The 14,601-nt window shown below is 72.0% G+C and carries 17 protein-coding genes; 11 read left to right on the plus strand and 6 right to left on the minus strand.

Features of this window, described 5'->3' with window-relative positions; genetic code table 11:
* The first annotated feature begins 59 nt into the window (after nucleotides 1-59).
* Complete coding sequence (locus ABTY59_RS15610) at nucleotides 60-1,649, plus strand: alpha/beta hydrolase (protein ID WP_352019462.1); 1,590 nt, start codon at nucleotides 60-62, stop codon at nucleotides 1,647-1,649.
* A gap of 58 nt (nucleotides 1,650-1,707) precedes the next feature.
* Here the strand turns inward: ABTY59_RS15610 and ABTY59_RS15615 are convergent, their stop codons facing one another.
* Together ABTY59_RS15615 and ABTY59_RS15620 are read right to left on the minus strand one after the other, a co-directional pair.
* Nucleotides 1,708-2,097 (minus strand): STAS domain-containing protein, encoded by a 390-nt coding sequence (locus tag ABTY59_RS15615; RefSeq protein ID WP_352019463.1) that lies wholly within the window; start codon nucleotides 2,095-2,097, stop codon nucleotides 1,708-1,710.
* A gap of 171 nt (nucleotides 2,098-2,268) precedes the next feature.
* On the minus strand, nucleotides 2,269-3,255 hold the full coding sequence (locus tag ABTY59_RS15620; RefSeq protein ID WP_352019464.1) for a helix-turn-helix transcriptional regulator: 987 nt from the start codon (nucleotides 3,253-3,255) through the stop codon (nucleotides 2,269-2,271).
* Nucleotides 3,256-3,525: 270 nt separating this feature from the next.
* Here ABTY59_RS15620 and ABTY59_RS15625 point away from each other — a divergent pair, with 270 nt between their 5' ends.
* From ABTY59_RS15625 to ABTY59_RS15640, 4 genes are all read left to right on the plus strand, one after another.
* Entirely contained in the window at nucleotides 3,526-3,774 is a 249-nt protein-coding gene (locus ABTY59_RS15625) for a hypothetical protein (RefSeq protein ID WP_352019465.1), read from the plus strand.
* Between the two features lie 5 nt (nucleotides 3,775-3,779).
* Complete coding sequence (locus tag ABTY59_RS15630; protein WP_352019466.1) at nucleotides 3,780-4,055, plus strand: hypothetical protein; 276 nt, start codon at nucleotides 3,780-3,782, stop codon at nucleotides 4,053-4,055.
* Between the two features lie 64 nt (nucleotides 4,056-4,119).
* Complete coding sequence (locus ABTY59_RS15635) at nucleotides 4,120-5,325, plus strand: aggregation-promoting factor C-terminal-like domain-containing protein (RefSeq protein ID WP_352019467.1); 1,206 nt, start codon at nucleotides 4,120-4,122, stop codon at nucleotides 5,323-5,325.
* Nucleotides 5,326-5,430: 105 nt separating this feature from the next.
* Nucleotides 5,431-6,747, plus strand: coding sequence for an NlpC/P60 family protein (locus ABTY59_RS15640; RefSeq protein WP_352019468.1), 1,317 nt, complete (start codon nucleotides 5,431-5,433; stop codon nucleotides 6,745-6,747).
* 46 nt (nucleotides 6,748-6,793) lie between these two features.
* On the opposite strand, the gene ABTY59_RS15645 is transcribed toward ABTY59_RS15640, so the two are convergent.
* Nucleotides 6,794-7,843, minus strand: coding sequence for a mechanosensitive ion channel family protein (locus ABTY59_RS15645; RefSeq protein ID WP_352019469.1), 1,050 nt, complete (start codon nucleotides 7,841-7,843; stop codon nucleotides 6,794-6,796).
* Nucleotides 7,844-7,980: 137 nt separating this feature from the next.
* On the opposite strand from ABTY59_RS15645, the gene ABTY59_RS15650 reads away from it, so the two are divergent.
* Nucleotides 7,981-8,205, plus strand: coding sequence for a DUF6458 family protein (locus ABTY59_RS15650; protein WP_352019604.1), 225 nt, complete (start codon nucleotides 7,981-7,983; stop codon nucleotides 8,203-8,205).
* Nucleotides 8,206-8,237: 32 nt separating this feature from the next.
* Here the strand turns inward: ABTY59_RS15650 and ABTY59_RS15655 are convergent, their stop codons facing one another.
* Nucleotides 8,238-9,461 (minus strand): PP2C family protein-serine/threonine phosphatase, encoded by a 1,224-nt coding sequence (locus ABTY59_RS15655; RefSeq protein ID WP_352019470.1) that lies wholly within the window; start codon nucleotides 9,459-9,461, stop codon nucleotides 8,238-8,240.
* A 249-nt stretch (nucleotides 9,462-9,710) separates the two neighbouring features.
* On the opposite strand from ABTY59_RS15655, the gene ABTY59_RS15660 reads away from it, so the two are divergent.
* The 3 genes from ABTY59_RS15660 to ABTY59_RS15670 all read left to right on the plus strand — a co-directional run bounded on the left by ABTY59_RS15660 (nucleotide 9,711) and on the right by ABTY59_RS15670 (nucleotide 11,409).
* A complete protein-coding gene (locus tag ABTY59_RS15660; RefSeq protein ID WP_352019471.1) occupies nucleotides 9,711-10,085 on the plus strand; it encodes a PRC-barrel domain containing protein in 375 nt (124 codons plus the stop codon).
* Nucleotides 10,086-10,336: 251 nt separating this feature from the next.
* A complete protein-coding gene (locus ABTY59_RS15665) occupies nucleotides 10,337-10,786 on the plus strand; it encodes an ATP-binding protein (protein WP_352019472.1) in 450 nt (149 codons plus the stop codon).
* 197 nt (nucleotides 10,787-10,983) lie between these two features.
* Nucleotides 10,984-11,409 (plus strand): SsgA family sporulation/cell division regulator, encoded by a 426-nt coding sequence (locus ABTY59_RS15670; protein WP_352019473.1) that lies wholly within the window; start codon nucleotides 10,984-10,986, stop codon nucleotides 11,407-11,409.
* Between the two features lie 2 nt (nucleotides 11,410-11,411).
* Here ABTY59_RS15670 and ABTY59_RS15675 read toward each other — a convergent pair whose 3' ends face one another.
* Entirely contained in the window at nucleotides 11,412-11,843 is a 432-nt protein-coding gene (locus tag ABTY59_RS15675) for an ATP-binding protein (RefSeq protein ID WP_352019474.1), read from the minus strand.
* A gap of 218 nt (nucleotides 11,844-12,061) precedes the next feature.
* Between ABTY59_RS15675 and ABTY59_RS15680 the strand changes: the two genes are divergently transcribed.
* A complete protein-coding gene (locus ABTY59_RS15680; RefSeq protein ID WP_403534529.1) occupies nucleotides 12,062-12,898 on the plus strand; it encodes an RNA polymerase sigma factor SigF in 837 nt (278 codons plus the stop codon).
* A 191-nt stretch (nucleotides 12,899-13,089) separates the two neighbouring features.
* On the opposite strand, the gene ABTY59_RS15685 is transcribed toward ABTY59_RS15680, so the two are convergent.
* Nucleotides 13,090-13,770, minus strand: a complete 681-nt coding sequence (locus ABTY59_RS15685; protein ID WP_352019476.1) for a DUF4230 domain-containing protein — start codon at nucleotides 13,768-13,770, stop codon at nucleotides 13,090-13,092.
* 371 nt (nucleotides 13,771-14,141) lie between these two features.
* Between ABTY59_RS15685 and ABTY59_RS15690 the strand changes: the two genes are divergently transcribed.
* Nucleotides 14,142-14,582, plus strand: coding sequence for a VanZ family protein (locus tag ABTY59_RS15690; protein ID WP_403534970.1), 441 nt, complete (start codon nucleotides 14,142-14,144; stop codon nucleotides 14,580-14,582).
* The last annotated feature ends 19 nt before the right edge of the window (nucleotides 14,583-14,601 follow it).

The following is a 14,601-nucleotide window of genomic DNA, read 5'->3' on the forward strand; positions in this document are numbered from 1 at the left end:
CCCCTTGGGAAAGGGTTCATGGGACGGATCGTCCACCTCCCGCAAGGATCTGACTCACTGTGCGCAGCAGGCGAATAGCACCCCTCGTGGCCCTCGGCGCGGTCACGACCCTGATCCCCGCCCTCACTCCCGCTCTCGCGTTCGCGGACACGCAGCCGGCCCGGTCGACGGCATCCGCCGACCCCTTGGCGCCCTACACCCGCCAGACACCGCGCTGGAAGCGCTGTGACGCCGAGGCGCCGGCGAATTACCAGTGCGCGACCCTCAAGGTGCCGCTCGACTACACCCGGCCGAACGGCGGAAAACTCGACATCGCCCTCTCACGGATCAAGGCGACCAGCCCTCAGAAGCGCCACGGCGTCCTGCTGCTCAACCCCGGCGGACCCGGCGGCCCGGGTCTCGACATGCCCCTGTACATGGGCGCGGAACTGCCGACCGCGGTGAAGGAGCGGTACGACCTGATCGGCTTCGACCCCCGGGGCGTCGGCCTCAGCTCGCCCGTGAGCTGCGGCCTGAACGACGACGAGCTGAACTGGCAGCGCCCGTACAAGCGCGAGACGTTCGCGCGGGACGTCCGCTGGGCGCGGACCGTGGCCGACAAGTGCCGGACGAAGGCCGGTGACGTGCTGCCCCACCTCACCACGCGCAACACCGCACGGGACATGGACGTGATCCGCGCCGTGCTCGGCGAGAAGAAGATCTCGTACCTCGGGTACTCCTACGGCACCTACCTGGGCGCGGTCTACACGCAGATGTTCCCGAAGCGCTCCGACCGCATCGTGCTGGACAGCGCGGTCGACCCGCAGCGGATCTGGCGCGGCATGATCCAGGTGTGGGCGGAGGGCGCGGAGCCGGCGTTCGAGCGCTGGAGCAGGTGGACCGCCGAGCGCGACGCCACCTACGGCCTCGGCGGCACGCCCGCCGCGGTCGCCCAGACCTTCTGGGACCTCGTCGCCCAGGCCGACCGCAAGCCGATCGACTTCCAGGGCACGCTCCTGACCGGCGACGACATCCGGTCAGGCCGCGCGGTGTTCTTCGACGTCAAGGGCGCCGCCGAGGCGATCGCCGAGCTGAAGAAGGCCGCCGAGGGCACTCCCTCCCCGGCGCCGTCGAAGCGGAGCACCCCGCCCCGACCCGTACCGCCGTCCTTCGCCCGCGCCGTCCCCTCGGACAACTCGGACGCGGCGTTCTGGGCCGTGGCCTGCGCCGACACCCGGGCGTGGCCGCGCGACCCGGAGCAGTACCGCCGCGACGCGATCCGCGACAAGGCCACCTATCCCCTGTACGGGGACTTCGCGTCGAACATCAAGCCGTGCGCGTTCTGGAAGAACGGCTCCGAGCCCGCCACCAAGGTCGACAACGCGGTCGGAGCGCTCGTCCTCCAGAACGAATGGGACTCCCAGACGCCGCTCGTCAGCGGACAGGGCCTGCACCGGAGCATGAAGGGCTCCCGGATGGTCACCGTCCTCGACGGCCAGGGCCACGGGGTCTACGGCTCCAAGTCCTGCGCCGACAGGACCGCCACCGCCTATCTGACGACCGGACGGCTGCCGGCCGCCGACCTGACCTGCCGGGCCACGCCCGCCCAGGCGCGGAACCGCACGGCCCTCCCGCTCCCGACGCCTCCGGGCCTCCCGGCCCGCCTCTGACGGCCGCGGGCGACCGGGCGGGACGTGGGGCCCTCGCGGCGCGGGGGCCCCACGGCCGTCACCGGCCCCGCACGCCCTCCGGCACCACGTCGACCAGGAGGCGCCGAACGGCCCGGGAGCGGTTCACGAGGGTGAGACGGCGTCCGCGCCGGGGCCACCAGTCGAGGACGGCGAGCAGACTGGAATCGCAGCAGGCGACCCGCGCCGTGTCCAGGACGAGCAGGGTGTACCCGTCGGCCGCCGCCGAGGCCAGCAGCGCACGCAACGGAGCGACGCTGAAGGCGTCGATCGTTCCGACGAGGCGGACGACCAGGGTGGTGCCGAGAGAGGTGCAGGAGTCGACGACTATGACACCGGGCGCGCTGTCCGCGCCCGAGTCGTGCGCGACGGGAACGGTGGGCGCGGCGAGGTCGACGGGCAGTATCGGGGCTGTGCTCGAGGTACTCACAGCCCCATCAACGCCCCGCACCGGCCACGGGGTGACGAGCCCGCCGCCCCTTTCACCCCATCTGAGCAGCACCGATACCCAGCACGAGCGAAAGTTTCCACCCGTACGAGTCAGCTACGGGAGTGTCCGGCCGAGTCCGGACGGGGACACGCGCTCCGGGACCCGGCCGGGTCAGAGCCAGCCCTCCCGGGCCGCCTTGAGGCCCGCCTCGAAGCGGCTGGTGGCGTGGAGGCGTTCCATCAGGGCGGCCATCTGGCGTCGGACGGTGCGCAGCGACACCCCGAGGCGCTTGCTCGCCGCCTCGTCCGTCATGCCCGAGGCCAGGAGCCTGAGCAGCTCCAGTTCGGGCGCCGTGGGCCGGGCGTCGGTGGCGCGGGGGCGGTCCGCGCCGAGGGGGACGGCGGACTCCCACGTCTGCTCGAACAGGGTGACCAGCGAGGCGACGATGCCGGGCGCCCTGGTACACAGGGCGCCCCTGCGGGAGTTGCCGGGGTCGATGGGCACGACCGCGACCGTGCGGTCGAAGATCAGCAGGCGCGGCGGAAGCAGCGGACTGGTGCGCACCTGCCCTCCCTGCTCGGTCAGCCACCGGGCGTAGGCCAGCGTCGCCGGGTCGTTGCGGGCGCTGTCCTGGTACACCGAGTACATCTCGATGCCGCGCGCGAGCGCCCGCTGGTCCAGCGGGCGCGAGGCCTCCAGGCTGGCCTCCGACAGTGCGCCGCCCGGCAGGATCGCCAGGCATTCCCGGGCCAGTCCATGGGCGAGCTCTTCCAGCCGGCTCTGGATGGCGTCCATGCCCACGAGCCGCTCCGCGCCGTCGACCTCCGTGTTCGGTCGCAGCTCGGCGAACTCCGAGACCACCTGCGCCGCGGCCGCCTTGCTGTGCTCCAACTCCTGCTGCTGCCGAGCGAGTTCCGCCTCCTGGCGGCGCAGGAGCACCTCCAGGCCCAGTTCCGGCCGTACCGCCCGCAGCGCACCCGGACTGTCCCGTGAGGGCTTGAGCAGACCGAGGTCGACGAGCTGGTCCAGGCCCTCGCGGACCTGCGTCTGCGTGAGCCCGAGGCGCGCACTCAACTCGCCGACCCCTCCCGAGGGGTCGGCGAGCATCCCCCGGTACACGGCTTCGACAGTGGCCCCGAGTCCCAGCGCCTGCAGCATGTCCCAGCCCCCCAGCTGTGTTCCGGCCGCCCCTCACGAGCGCCCTTCGCCGAGATCGTAGACGGCGTCTGTCACCAAGGTGCCAGACCACTTGGTGACAGCGGGAACTCCTTCCTCACCCGTGCCGCGGACAGCAGCATGGTGAGCACCGGAACGGAGGGGCGGAAGTCCCTGGTCCGGCCGGAGCCGCGAGGACGGTCCGGAACAGCACGCGGAGCGGCACACCGCACCGAACGCACCGCCACCCGACTCTCGACCAGGGGGACTCCCATGTTCCGCACCGCCCGCACGCGCCGCCCGATCCGTACGGTCCGGCCGCTCGCCGTCGCCGCCGTCCTCCTCGCGGTGGCCGGCATCGGAGCCGCCTCCGTCTCCGCCTGCTCGGGAGACGACGCCCGACACCACGTCAGCGCCTCGGACGGCAGCATCAACTGGGACACGACTCCGGCGTCCTCCGACGGGAGCGTCGACGGGGACACGACTCCGGCGTCCTCCGACGGCAGCATCAACTGGGACTGACCAGCGTGCGCGTCATCCGGGCCTCCCTCGAAGGCCCGCACCACGGCCCCGCCTTCCCCACCGTGCTCGCTGTTCTCTCCGACCTCATCTGGGCCCACGCGGCCACGGGGAACGGGCTGGAGCACGTCCGTGCCAAAGCCTCGGACGACGGCGTGGACGTGTACCTCTTCCTGCGCGCCGCCTCGGAGGCGGCCGCCCTCGACCAGGCCCGCGCCATCCTCGACGGCGCCCGCGCCCCGCTCCGCGCGCACGGCTACAGCACCGCCGCACCACAGCACTGACGACGACCGGCACGCCCCGTACCTGTTTCCCGCCTCCGCACGCGGACACCCCAGAAGGAACACAGTGACGACCACCCTCCGCCAGGCCGCCCGCAAGGTCACGATCGCCACCCTCTCCGGCGCCCTCGGGGCCGGACTCCTCACCGCCGCGGCCATGGGCGCCGCTCCCGCCGCACACGCCGCGAACACCTGCGACGGCACCGCCTCGATCTACGGCATCCTGCCCGACGGCCGCCTGACCTTCAGCACCATCACGCCCGCCACCGGCGAGCTGAAGAAGGTGGTGATCGGCGCGGACCTGGGCTTCGAGCCGAAGGCCATGGCCACCCTCAACTTCAACACCGTCCTCGTCACGTCGACCACCGGCGCCCTCTACCGCGTCGACGTGCTCACCAACAACACGTCCCTGGTCCTGGAGCGCCCGCCCGTCAAGCTCTTCGACAGCGGCTGGACCCACGACAAGCTCGCGTACGACGGACACGGCCACCTCTACGGCACGGCCGGGGGCGTCCTCATCCAGTACCTGGTCTCGCAGCCGAAGCCGACCGGCTCGGCGCACATCGGCCAGCGCAAGGAGATCGGCGGCGGCTTCGTCCTGAAGACCCTCACCGCGGCCGGCGACGACCGGCTGCTCGCCACCACCGCGGCCGGCGCGCTCTACTCGTACACGATCGACAGCGACGGCGGCTGGAAGCGGGACGATCTCAAGACCTCGGGCTGGTCCGCCTTCGACCAGGTCCTCTCGCCCGGCGGTGGCCTGTACTACGGCCGGATCGCCACCACGGGCGCCATGTACTGGTACAAGGACGCCGACCCGGCCGACGGTTCCGGCACCGACATCGCGTACCACAACGACACGCCCGTCAACACCGGCGGCTGGACGCAGCAGTTGCTCTCCGCCCAGCCCGGTACGTTCCACTGCACCACGGGCGCCGGCCCGCTCGACGGCACCGACATCCCCGCGGTGAAGGCGGCCGGGCGCGAGCTGATGAACGCCTACGACGGCGGTGTCTGGAACAGCTCCACCCAGTGGAACTGCCTGGACCAGCTGTGGACCAGGGAGAGCGGCTGGCGCTACTGGGCCGACAACCCGAGCTCCTCCGCCTACGGCATCCCCCAGGCACTGCCCGGCTCGAAGATGGACGCGTTCGGCGACGACTGGCGCACGAACCCCCTCACCCAGATCAAGTGGGGACTCTCCTACATCGACGGCCGGTACGGCACGCCCTGCGCCGCCTGGAACCACTTCCTGAACAACAACTGGTACTGAGCGCCACGGGCCACGCACCCACGCGCCCCCCACACTCCCACCCCTTCGCCTCACTCTTCCCAGCCCGAGACGCGTACGTCAGGGCTGCCCGCATCCGGAGGACCCATGCTCTCGTCGTCGTCCCGCGCACTCCGACTCGCCGCCGGCCTCGCCCTGGCCGCCTCGTCCCTCGGCCTGGCCACCCTCGGCCCGGCGACCCCGGCCCAGGCCGCCGCCCTCTGCGGCGGCGACGTCTCCGTCTACGGCACCCTCGCCGACGGGCGCCTCACCTACACGGCGATATCCCCCAACACCGGCGACCGGGTCAAGACGCTGATCGGCCCCGACCTCGGGTTCACACCCAAGGCGATGGCGACCCTCAACTTCAACACGGTCCTCGTGACGTCCACGACCGGCGCCCTGTACCGCGTCGACGTCCAGACCAACGACAACGCCCTCGCCCTGGCCGGAGTCACCAGGATCTGGGACAGCGGCTGGACCTTCGACAAGATGACGTACGACGGCGCCGGCCACCTCTACGGCACGGTCGCCGGCCAGCTCCACCGCTACAACGTCTCCCAGGCCAAGCCCTCCGGCCCTGCGCACATCGCCCAGCACGTGGTGATCGACGAGGGCTTCGTCCTCAAGACCCTCGCCGCCGCGGGAGACGACGTCCTCGTGGCCACCACGACCGACGGCAAGCTGCTCTCCTACCAGATCAACGGCGTCGGCGACTGGGAGCGTTCGGACCTCAAGGGCTCCGGCTGGTCGGCGGTCGACAGCCTCGTCTCGCCCGGCGGCGGCCTCTACTACGGCCGCACGAACGGCGGACTGTACTGGTACCACGACGCGGACCCCACCGACGGCAAGGGCGACGACATCGCCTACCACTCCGACGACCCGGTCGACGCGAGCGGCTGGACCCAGACCCTGCTCTCCGCCTTCGCCGCCGACTGCACCTACCAGCCGCCGGCGCCCCCCACGCCCACGCCCTCCACCCGGGGCGGCCAGATCGCCCGCAGCGAGGTCCTCAGCCGCGCCGTGAACTGGCTGAACCGCGACATCCCCTACAGCCAGAGCGCGTACGCCGGTGACCCGGACGGCGACCACACCTACCGCACCGACTGCTCCGGCTTCGTCTCCATGGCCTGGCACGCCGCCACCAGCTACACCACCTCCACCCTCCCGAGCGTCAGCGCCACGATCTCCAAGTCCGACCTCCAGCCCGGGGACGCGCTGAACACGGCGGACGGCCACGTCGTGCTGTTCGAGCGGTGGGTGGACAAGGCCGCCGGCAAGTTCTCGTACCTCCACGAGTCCAACCCGAGCGACGACATGATGCGCGGTCAGGACTACCTGAACGGCGGCACCGACGGCCGCATCGCCGGCCACGCCGCCTCCGGCTACGTCGCCCTGCGCTACGACAAGGTCGTCAACGGCTGACGGCCCGAGGTCCCCGAACGCGTGAGCCGCCACCGCCGCAGGCCCGTCAGGGCCTCGACGCGTCGGCGGCCTGCGCGGTGACGATGCGGGGGAGGGCCCCGGGGTGTTCCCGCGTGAGCCAGCCGACGAGCTCCTCCCGCACGGCACAGCGGGTCGTCCACAGGTCGTCCGCGTCCTTGGCGGTCACGAGGGCGCGGACGGTGATGCCGGTCGGGGAGGTGTCGGTGACGGCGAGGTCCCAGGCCCGGCGGTCCCAGCCGGAGCAGCCGTCGAGGAACCGCCGCAGATGGGCGCGCATCAGGTCGACGGGAGCGGAGTGGTCGCAGTGGAGGAACACGGTCCCGGTCAGCTCGTTGCCGCCGCGCGACCAGTTCTCGAAGGGCCGGGAGGTGAAGTACGAGACGGGCAGGGTGACGCGGCGCTCGTCCCAGGTCCGGACGGTCAGGAAGGTGAGCGTCACCTCCTCGACGGTGCCCCATTCCCCGTCGACGACCACGGTGTCACCGATGCGGACCATGTCGCCGAAGGCGATCTGGAAGCCGGCGAAGAGGTTCCCGAGCGTCGACTGCGCGGCGACGCCGGCCACGATGCCGATGATTCCGGCGGAGGCGAGCAGCGACGTCCCGAGCCCACGGAACGCGGGGAACGTAACGAGCGCGAAGGCCGCGGCGATCACGCCCACGGACACCGACACCACCCGGGTGAGCAGCGTGACCTGCGTCCGCACGCGGCGCAACCGTGCCGCGTCGCGCGTACGGCCCGCGTACCGCGCGTAGGCGGACTCGACGACGGCCGAGACGACGCCGACCGTCAGCCAGGCGCCGCCCCCGATCAGACACAGCAGGAGGATGTGATCCACCGTCACGGCGCGGTCGAGGAGCGGAGGCCACTCGGTCACGCGGTACGACCACCGGAACGCGGCGCACAGCAGGACGGCGTACAGCGGTGTACGGCAGCGCCTCAGCAACCCCCACAGAGGGGTCTCGGGGTGGCGCGCGTCCGCGTGCCGTGCCAGGAGGTCCGCCGCTCGGCCGACGGCCAGCACCACGAGCACCGATCCGCCGAGGACGATCGCCAGTCGGACAAGGCTTTCCATGACTCCCCAGTCGACGAAGGGAATGTGGTCGTCCCTCCCGCCTCACCGCCGGCCCGCACGGCAAACACGCCGGGGCGGGGTGAGAACGGCGGACGGGGGTAGCCGAGACACCGTCCGAACCGATGAGGGAGGAAGACATGGGCCTGGGAGTCTGCATCATCCTGATCGCGGTGGGAGCCATCCTGACCTTCGCGACCGACTGGCAAGCCGACGGGGTGAATCTCGACCTCGTGGGACTGATCCTCATGGCCGTGGGCATCATCGGCACCGCCGTGTACACGAGCATCCTGCGCCGCCGCCGGATGGTCGTGCCCCCGGTCGCCCCGACGGTGACCGAGGACGACCGCCGCGACCTGCTCTGAGACGGCCGCGAGCACGCCGTCGAAGGTCCCCCTCAGCGCGGTGGATGCCATTCGACGAGGAGGATGGTGGCGTCGTCGCTCAGGCGTTGGTCCTGGTGCACGAGGATCTGATGGATCAGACGGCGCAGGGCTTCCGGGGCGGGGAGGCCGTCCGTCAGGGCGCGGACGACGGCGTCGGTCAGGCGTTGCTCACCGAACAGCTCACCGGCGGAGGAGCGTGCGTCGGTGACACCGTCGGTGAACAGCAGCAGCCGGTCGCCGGGCTGCAGGGAGACGGTGTGGACGGGCGGGACCGGGATGTCGTACCCGGTCAGCCCGAGCGGCGGGTGCGGGGTGCGGTCGAGCGCGCCGGCCACGACGTGGCGGTCACGGATCAGCAGCGGGGGAGGGTGGCCGCAGTTGATCCAGTCCAGCCGGCCGGTGGTGGTGTCGAGATCGGCGATGACGCAGGTCAGCAACCGCTCCGGGATCCAGCGGTCCAAGGTGCGGCCGATCTCCACCGCGATGTCGTCGAGACGGCCGCCCGCACGGCGGCTGGCGCGGCAGGCCGCCAGCGCGGCGGCGCTGCACCCGCCGGACGCGAGGTCGTGGCCCATGGCGTCCAGGAGCGTCAGGTGCAGCGTCGCCCCGGCGAGGCTGTGGTCGTAGGCGTCCCCGCCCGCCTCGTACGCGGGTTCGAGCACGGCGCTGGAGGTGACCGCCGAGGTGCCGATGGTGCGCGGGGGCAGGAACGCCCACAGCAGCTCGGCCTGCAGGGTCATCGGCCGGGACCGCAGCGTCTCGGCGAGGAGGTCGCTGTACGGCTGCTTGGTCGCCAGCACCAGGGCGACCAGGCCGGCGAGGGCCTCGCACCGGCGCAGCAGGGGCGCGTCGAGTTCCGGCGCGGTCACGCGCAGCACCCCCACCCGGCCGATCCCGTCGACGACGGGGACCCAGCCCGTCCGTGCGGGGTCGTCGGCGTCCGGCCGGGTCAGCTGCACGGTCTCGGTACGGTAGGCGCGTCCGGCGAGCGACGTGTCGATGGGCAGCGTCTCCGGAGCGGCGGACCCGCCGTCGGTGGCTCCCTCCCGCGCGTGCTCGGGAGCCGGGAGCGCGACCAGCTCGTGCTGCTGGAGGTCGGCCATGTACACGCGGGCGTCCGTGAGTCCCAGCCGCCGCCCCGCGTCCCGAGCGAGATCGGGGATCGCGCGGGGCGCGAGCCGGTGCGACGCGGCCAGCACATCGGCCAGGACCGAGCCCAGAGAGTCGTCCGACACCTACGACCGCCCGCCTTTCTCCGCCGGTCACCGGCCGACCCCGGTGACCTCCTCATCATGCGCCGGAACGGGGCGGACGCCGGTGGCGCCGCGCGTGGCCGGCGCGCCGGTTCAGCCCGCTCGACGCCGGGGCCCGGGGAGCCGCGCCCCGGGAGGGACCGCATGATCCCCGGCGACCCGGGTACGCGGACGCTGTCCCACCCGCAGGGAACGACGTACACGAGGCACAGCGACAGAGGAGTGACAGCGATGACCGACCATCTCTGGGCCTACAGCACGGAGTCCGGCCACCTGGCGGGCACCGACCTCACCGGATGGCGGGTCGAGGCGTCCGACGGACACATCGGCAAGGTGGACAAGCACTCCGACGAGGTGGACGACGCCTATCTGGTCGTGGACACGGGCGTCTGGATCTTCGGCAAGGAGGTGCTGATCCCGGCGAGCGCGGTGACCCTCATCGATCTGGCGGGGAACGTGGTCCACCTGGCCCTGTCCAAGGAACAGGTCAAGGACGCGCCGGAGTTCGTCTCCGACAAGCACCTCGCCGACGTGCAGTACCGCGAGGAGATCAGCCACTACTACCAGGCACACGGTCCCTTCCCGGGCGGCACGGGAGCCTTCTGACGAGCCGCCGCCAGGGCGCGGACCCGCGACCGCCCCGCACCGGATTCCCTTCGGCGCGGGGCGGTCGCCCGTCCGTGCGCGGGGCGCGGAGGGGCCCGGTACGCTCCGGACAGGGGGTGCCGGGCCCCTCCGCGCGACGCGTCACCGCGGGTGTGATCCCCGCTGCTCGCGGTGTGGGGACCATGAAGAGGGGAAAGGCGGGGTACGAGGTGGTCAGCGCCCACCCATCGGACGAGGGGAGTACCAGCGCCATGTCGGACGCGACCACCGCGGAGTGCGCGGCACCGGAGCCCCTGCTGTCCGCGACGGCCGTCTACGACACCGCCTCCGGCGGTGGCGCGATCGCCTCCGCCCGCGCCTTCACGGCCGACTTCCTCGCCGCCGCCCCCTCCGTGCGGTCCGGCCCCGTGGCGGAGGAGCGCGTGGAGATGGCGCAGCTGGTGGTCAGCGAGCTGGTGACCAACGCGGTCAGGCACACGGTCGGCCCCTGCCGACTGCTCCTGGAGCTGCGCCGGGACACCCTGGAGATCTCGGTGTTCGACCGCGCGGCCGCCGCCGCACCGGTACCGCGCGGACACGATCCCCGGCGCATAGGACAGCACGGCGTCGAGATCGTCGTCGCGGTCTGCGAGAGCCTGAGCGTGGAGCCGGACCCGGAGGGGAAGCGGGTCCGGGCGTGTCTCTCCCTCCTGCCGGAGTAGGCCCGACGCGCCCGCCCCGACGGCTCCCCGGCATCGGCGCCCGGAATCGTCGAGGCACCGCGGAGATCTCCCCCTCGCCTTCACGAAACCACGACGCCATCGGCACGGCCGACGCACGGGGCACGAGGTGTAGCGGGGGCGGTACGGGTCAGGCGGACACCGCACGTGCTCGCCACGCCCGTCAGCCGGAGGACCTCATGTCACATCCCCCCGTCGCGCCGATGCCCGCCCCGCGCGTCCTCACCCGGACCCTGTCCATGGAACTGCTCACCGCGGACGTGACGGTCTCCGTCGAGACCACCGTCACCTACACCTCCCGCGACCCGCACGCACTGAGCGTCGTCTTCCACCTCCTGGGCGACGCACCGGTCCTGTGGCGCCTCGACCGCGAGATGATCCTCGCCGGATCGCTGGCCGCCACCGGCGAGGGCGAGGTCCACCTGAGGCCCGGCGCCCACGGCAAGCTCCTCCTGCGCCTCGGCCCGGCCGGGCACTCCGCCACGGTCAGGTGCGACCAGGACGCGCTCGCCCGCTTCGTACGGGACACCTTCGCGCTGGTGCCGCAGGGCACGGAGGAGCGTCACATCGACTGGCAGCCCCTGCTCGCGTCCCTCAGGCCATGACGTCACCGGCCTGCTTCGGGCCGGCCGGGCGCGGGCGGCCGGAAGCAGGCGGTGACGTCCTTGCCCCGAGGGCAGGAATGCGTCCGCACGTCGTCGGCGAGGGCGCCGATCAGAAGCAGCCCGCGCCCGCCCAGCGCGTCGTCGTCGGGACGGCGTCGCTCGGGAACCCGGGACGACGCGTCGTGCACGGTCACGTGCAGACACTCCTCGTCCCAGGTGAGGATGAGCTGTGCGTCGCTGCGGGCGTGGACGTGGGCGTTGGTGACCAGTTCGGAGACGGTCAGCACCACGGAGTCCACCAGACCCGGTGCGTCTCGGTCCCAGCCGAGCGTCGCCAGGTGCTCGCGCGTCCAGTCACGTGCCGTCTTCACGTTGCTGCCGAGGGGCAGTGACCGCGCCCACCCGACGGCTCTCAGTGCGGGATCCCGTGCCATGTCTCTCCTTCGAACGACGGCCCTGCACGTTCCGTGTGCCCCGGGACCAACCGGGGAAAGGCTGTTGAGCGACCCTCACCAACACTGCGCACAACCTGACGAATCCGTCGACAAATTCGCCCGTGTGGACGTGGCGACTCCGGGTAGGCGACCTGGCACGGTGCCACGATCCCGGCTCGGGACACACGTGAAAGGGGAATGGTGTGACAGTCACGACGATGACGGCCCAGCGAATCGAGGCCGGAACGGGAACACTGCCGCTGGTCCCGGACGCGTTGGCGGTCGCGCCGAAGGACGCACGGACCCTCTCGAAGGTCTTCTTCCGGCAGCTCGCGGTGCTGGAGGAGGGGACCCACGAGTACCAGTACGCGCGCAACACCCTCATCGAGATGAACATGAGCCTGGTCCGCTACGCGGCCGGGCGGTTCCGGCACCGCGCCGACGAGATGGAGGACATCGTCCAGGTCGGCATGATCGGACTGATCAAGGCGATCGACCGCTTCGAACTCTCGCGGGAGGTCGAGTTCACCACGTTCGCCGTGCCCTACATCGTCGGGGAGATCAAGAGGTTCTTCCGGGACACCTCCTGGGCGGTGCACGTACCCCGCCGCCTCCAGGAGGCCCGGGTGGAACTCGCCAAGGCGACCGAGGAGCTGAGCACGCGCCTGGGCAGGAACCCGACGGTCGGGGAACTCGCGGAGCTGATGAGCCTCACGGAGGAAGAGGTCACCGAAGCCCGGCTGGCCTCCAACGGCTACAACTCCGCCTCGCTCGACGCGGCGCTGAGCGGCGAGGACGAGGACGGAGACGCCTCGCTGGCCGACTTCATCGGCAGCGAGGACCCCGCCATCGAACTGGTCGAGGACTTCCACGCCCTGGCCCCGCTCATCGCGGACCTCGACGAACGCGACCGGCGGATCATCCACCTGAGGTTCGTCGAGGAACTCACCCAGGCTCAGATCGGGGAACGCCTGGGCTGCTCCCAGATGCACGTCTCCCGACTGCTCGCGCGCACCGTGCAGCGCCTGCGCGAAGGCCTGCTCGGAACGGGCTGATCCGTCCCGGTGCCGTCCGTCGCCTCCCCACGGGAGGCGGCGGGTACGGGAACGGCCGAGGTCCCGCCGCCCCCCGGGCGGATCGGAGCGTCTCCAGGGCGTCTGCCGGGCGAAAGCCTGCGCCGGCGCCCTGGAGACGCTCTTCCGCTGAGGCGGGCTCGGATCGCACGGGGGCCCGACCGGGGTCGGGTTCACCCGTAGACGACCGTCACCCGCTCGAAGCCGAGGCCCCGCAGGAGCTTCTCGAGCATCTCGGTCGTGTTGCGCTCCGCCCGGGACACCAGACCGGACTCGCGGGCGGCCGCGTCGATCCGCTGGACGGCGAGGACGTTGACGGCCTGCTCGCTCGCCGGGTTGTCCGAGAAGAGGTCGCCCAGCCGGTCGAGCAGACCGCGCTCCTTGGACACGGTGTACGAGCGCTCGGGATCGAGTGCGGGAGCGGCCGTTCGGGCGTGCGGCAGCCGCAGGGTCGCCTCGGTCCGGTCGGCGTCGACCGTCACGGCGCCGTCTCCGAGGCCGCCCAGCTCGACATACGCGCCGACGCTGCCGGTCGCCACGTAGAGGGTGCGGGTGCCGCGGATCGAGTCCGGCAGCAGCCGGGCGTCGTGCTCCAGGTCGACCACCACCTGGTAGGTGCCCGCGGCTCCCTCGTACCGGCTCAGGTCCTGGACGGACTTGAGGACGGCGGGACCGGAGCGGTCCTTCACCTCGGTGCCGAAGACGTCGAGGCCAGGAAGCCGGAGGAACTGGCCGATGAGCATGAGGGCGACGGCGAGCACGAGCAGACCGCCGGCGACGAGGCGCCACCTCCCGCTGCTGCGCCTGTCCGTCCCGTGCGTGGGCGAGGGGCGATTCCGCGTGTCTTCTTCCATGGCCGTCGGGTGCCCCCGTAGCCCGCCTCCATGCTCAACTCACGCCGAAATACGTGGAGTTGGGGCTCCTGAGGGTGTTGTGCCGGACGTGGGGGCCTCGATGACGCACACGGCATACAGCGACCGCTGCCGGGTACGCGGGGCTCGTCCGCACACGGTCTCTCGGAGGAGGAAGGCGCATGATCGGTCGGAGAGGATGGGGGAGACGAGCGGGAACGGCGGCCGCGGTCCGGGAAGCTCCGGACAAGCGGGCGGAAGGAACCGTCGCGGTCCGGAGTGCCCCGGGGCGACGGGCGCGAGCGGCAGCCGCGGTCCGGCGCGCCCCCGGGCGGCTCGTGCGGGCCCTGGCCGCCGTCGTGGCGCTCGCGGCCATGGTGGCGTTCGCCGTGGTCCTGTCCAGGCTCACCCTGGAGGCCTCGCCGGAATCCGTACCCCTCACGCACAGCAATCTGACACCGGGTCGCTCGATCCGGAACTACCTCGACCAGCCGGGCTTCATGGAGACGGTCAAGCAACTCGGGGGCAACATCGCCCTCGGGGTCCCCTTCGGGATCCTGCTGCCCCTGCTGTCCCGCTCGGCACGCGGCTTCGTCCGGGTGGCGCTCGTCACCGCCGCGACCATGCTGCTCGTGGAACTGGTGCAGGGCGCGCTCGTCACGGGACGCGCCTTCGACGTCGACGACGTCCTCCTCAACACGACGGGCGCCCTGCTCGGCTATGTCCTCATCGGCCGGCGACTGGGGCGTGCCGTCCATCCCCGCCCCCGACCCCACTGGTGGAAACGCCGGAGCCCGGACGGCTCCTCGGCGTGAACCGGTCGGCCGACCGGCC

Source organism: Streptomyces sp. NPDC096079, from assembly GCF_040303145.1.
In the GTDB taxonomy this organism is placed as follows: Bacteria; Actinomycetota; Actinomycetes; order Streptomycetales; family Streptomycetaceae; genus Streptomyces.

Excerpts from the sequence above, each read along its gene's own strand:
- ABTY59_RS15675 (WP_352019474.1), bottom strand. The coding sequence starts at position 11,843 with ATGGCACGGGATCCCGCACTGAGAGCCGTCGGGTGGGCGCGGTCACTG.
- ABTY59_RS15665 (WP_352019472.1), top strand. The coding sequence starts at position 10,337 with ATGTCGGACGCGACCACCGCGGAGTGCGCGGCACCGGAGCCCCTGCTG.
- ABTY59_RS15625 (WP_352019465.1), top strand. The coding sequence starts at position 3,526 with ATGTTCCGCACCGCCCGCACGCGCCGCCCGATCCGTACGGTCCGGCCG.
- ABTY59_RS15620 (WP_352019464.1), bottom strand. The coding sequence starts at position 3,255 with ATGCTGCAGGCGCTGGGACTCGGGGCCACTGTCGAAGCCGTGTACCGG.
- ABTY59_RS15680 (WP_403534529.1), top strand. The coding sequence starts at position 12,062 with ATGACGGCCCAGCGAATCGAGGCCGGAACGGGAACACTGCCGCTGGTC.
- ABTY59_RS15650 (WP_352019604.1), top strand. The coding sequence starts at position 7,981 with ATGGGCCTGGGAGTCTGCATCATCCTGATCGCGGTGGGAGCCATCCTG.
- ABTY59_RS15685 (WP_352019476.1), bottom strand. The coding sequence starts at position 13,770 with ATGGAAGAAGACACGCGGAATCGCCCCTCGCCCACGCACGGGACGGAC.
- ABTY59_RS15645 (WP_352019469.1), bottom strand. The coding sequence starts at position 7,843 with ATGGAAAGCCTTGTCCGACTGGCGATCGTCCTCGGCGGATCGGTGCTC.
- ABTY59_RS15690 (WP_403534970.1), top strand. The coding sequence starts at position 14,142 with ATGGTGGCGTTCGCCGTGGTCCTGTCCAGGCTCACCCTGGAGGCCTCG.
- ABTY59_RS15670 (WP_352019473.1), top strand. The coding sequence starts at position 10,984 with ATGTCACATCCCCCCGTCGCGCCGATGCCCGCCCCGCGCGTCCTCACC.
- ABTY59_RS15640 (WP_352019468.1), top strand. The coding sequence starts at position 5,431 with ATGCTCTCGTCGTCGTCCCGCGCACTCCGACTCGCCGCCGGCCTCGCC.
- ABTY59_RS15660 (WP_352019471.1), top strand. The coding sequence starts at position 9,711 with ATGACCGACCATCTCTGGGCCTACAGCACGGAGTCCGGCCACCTGGCG.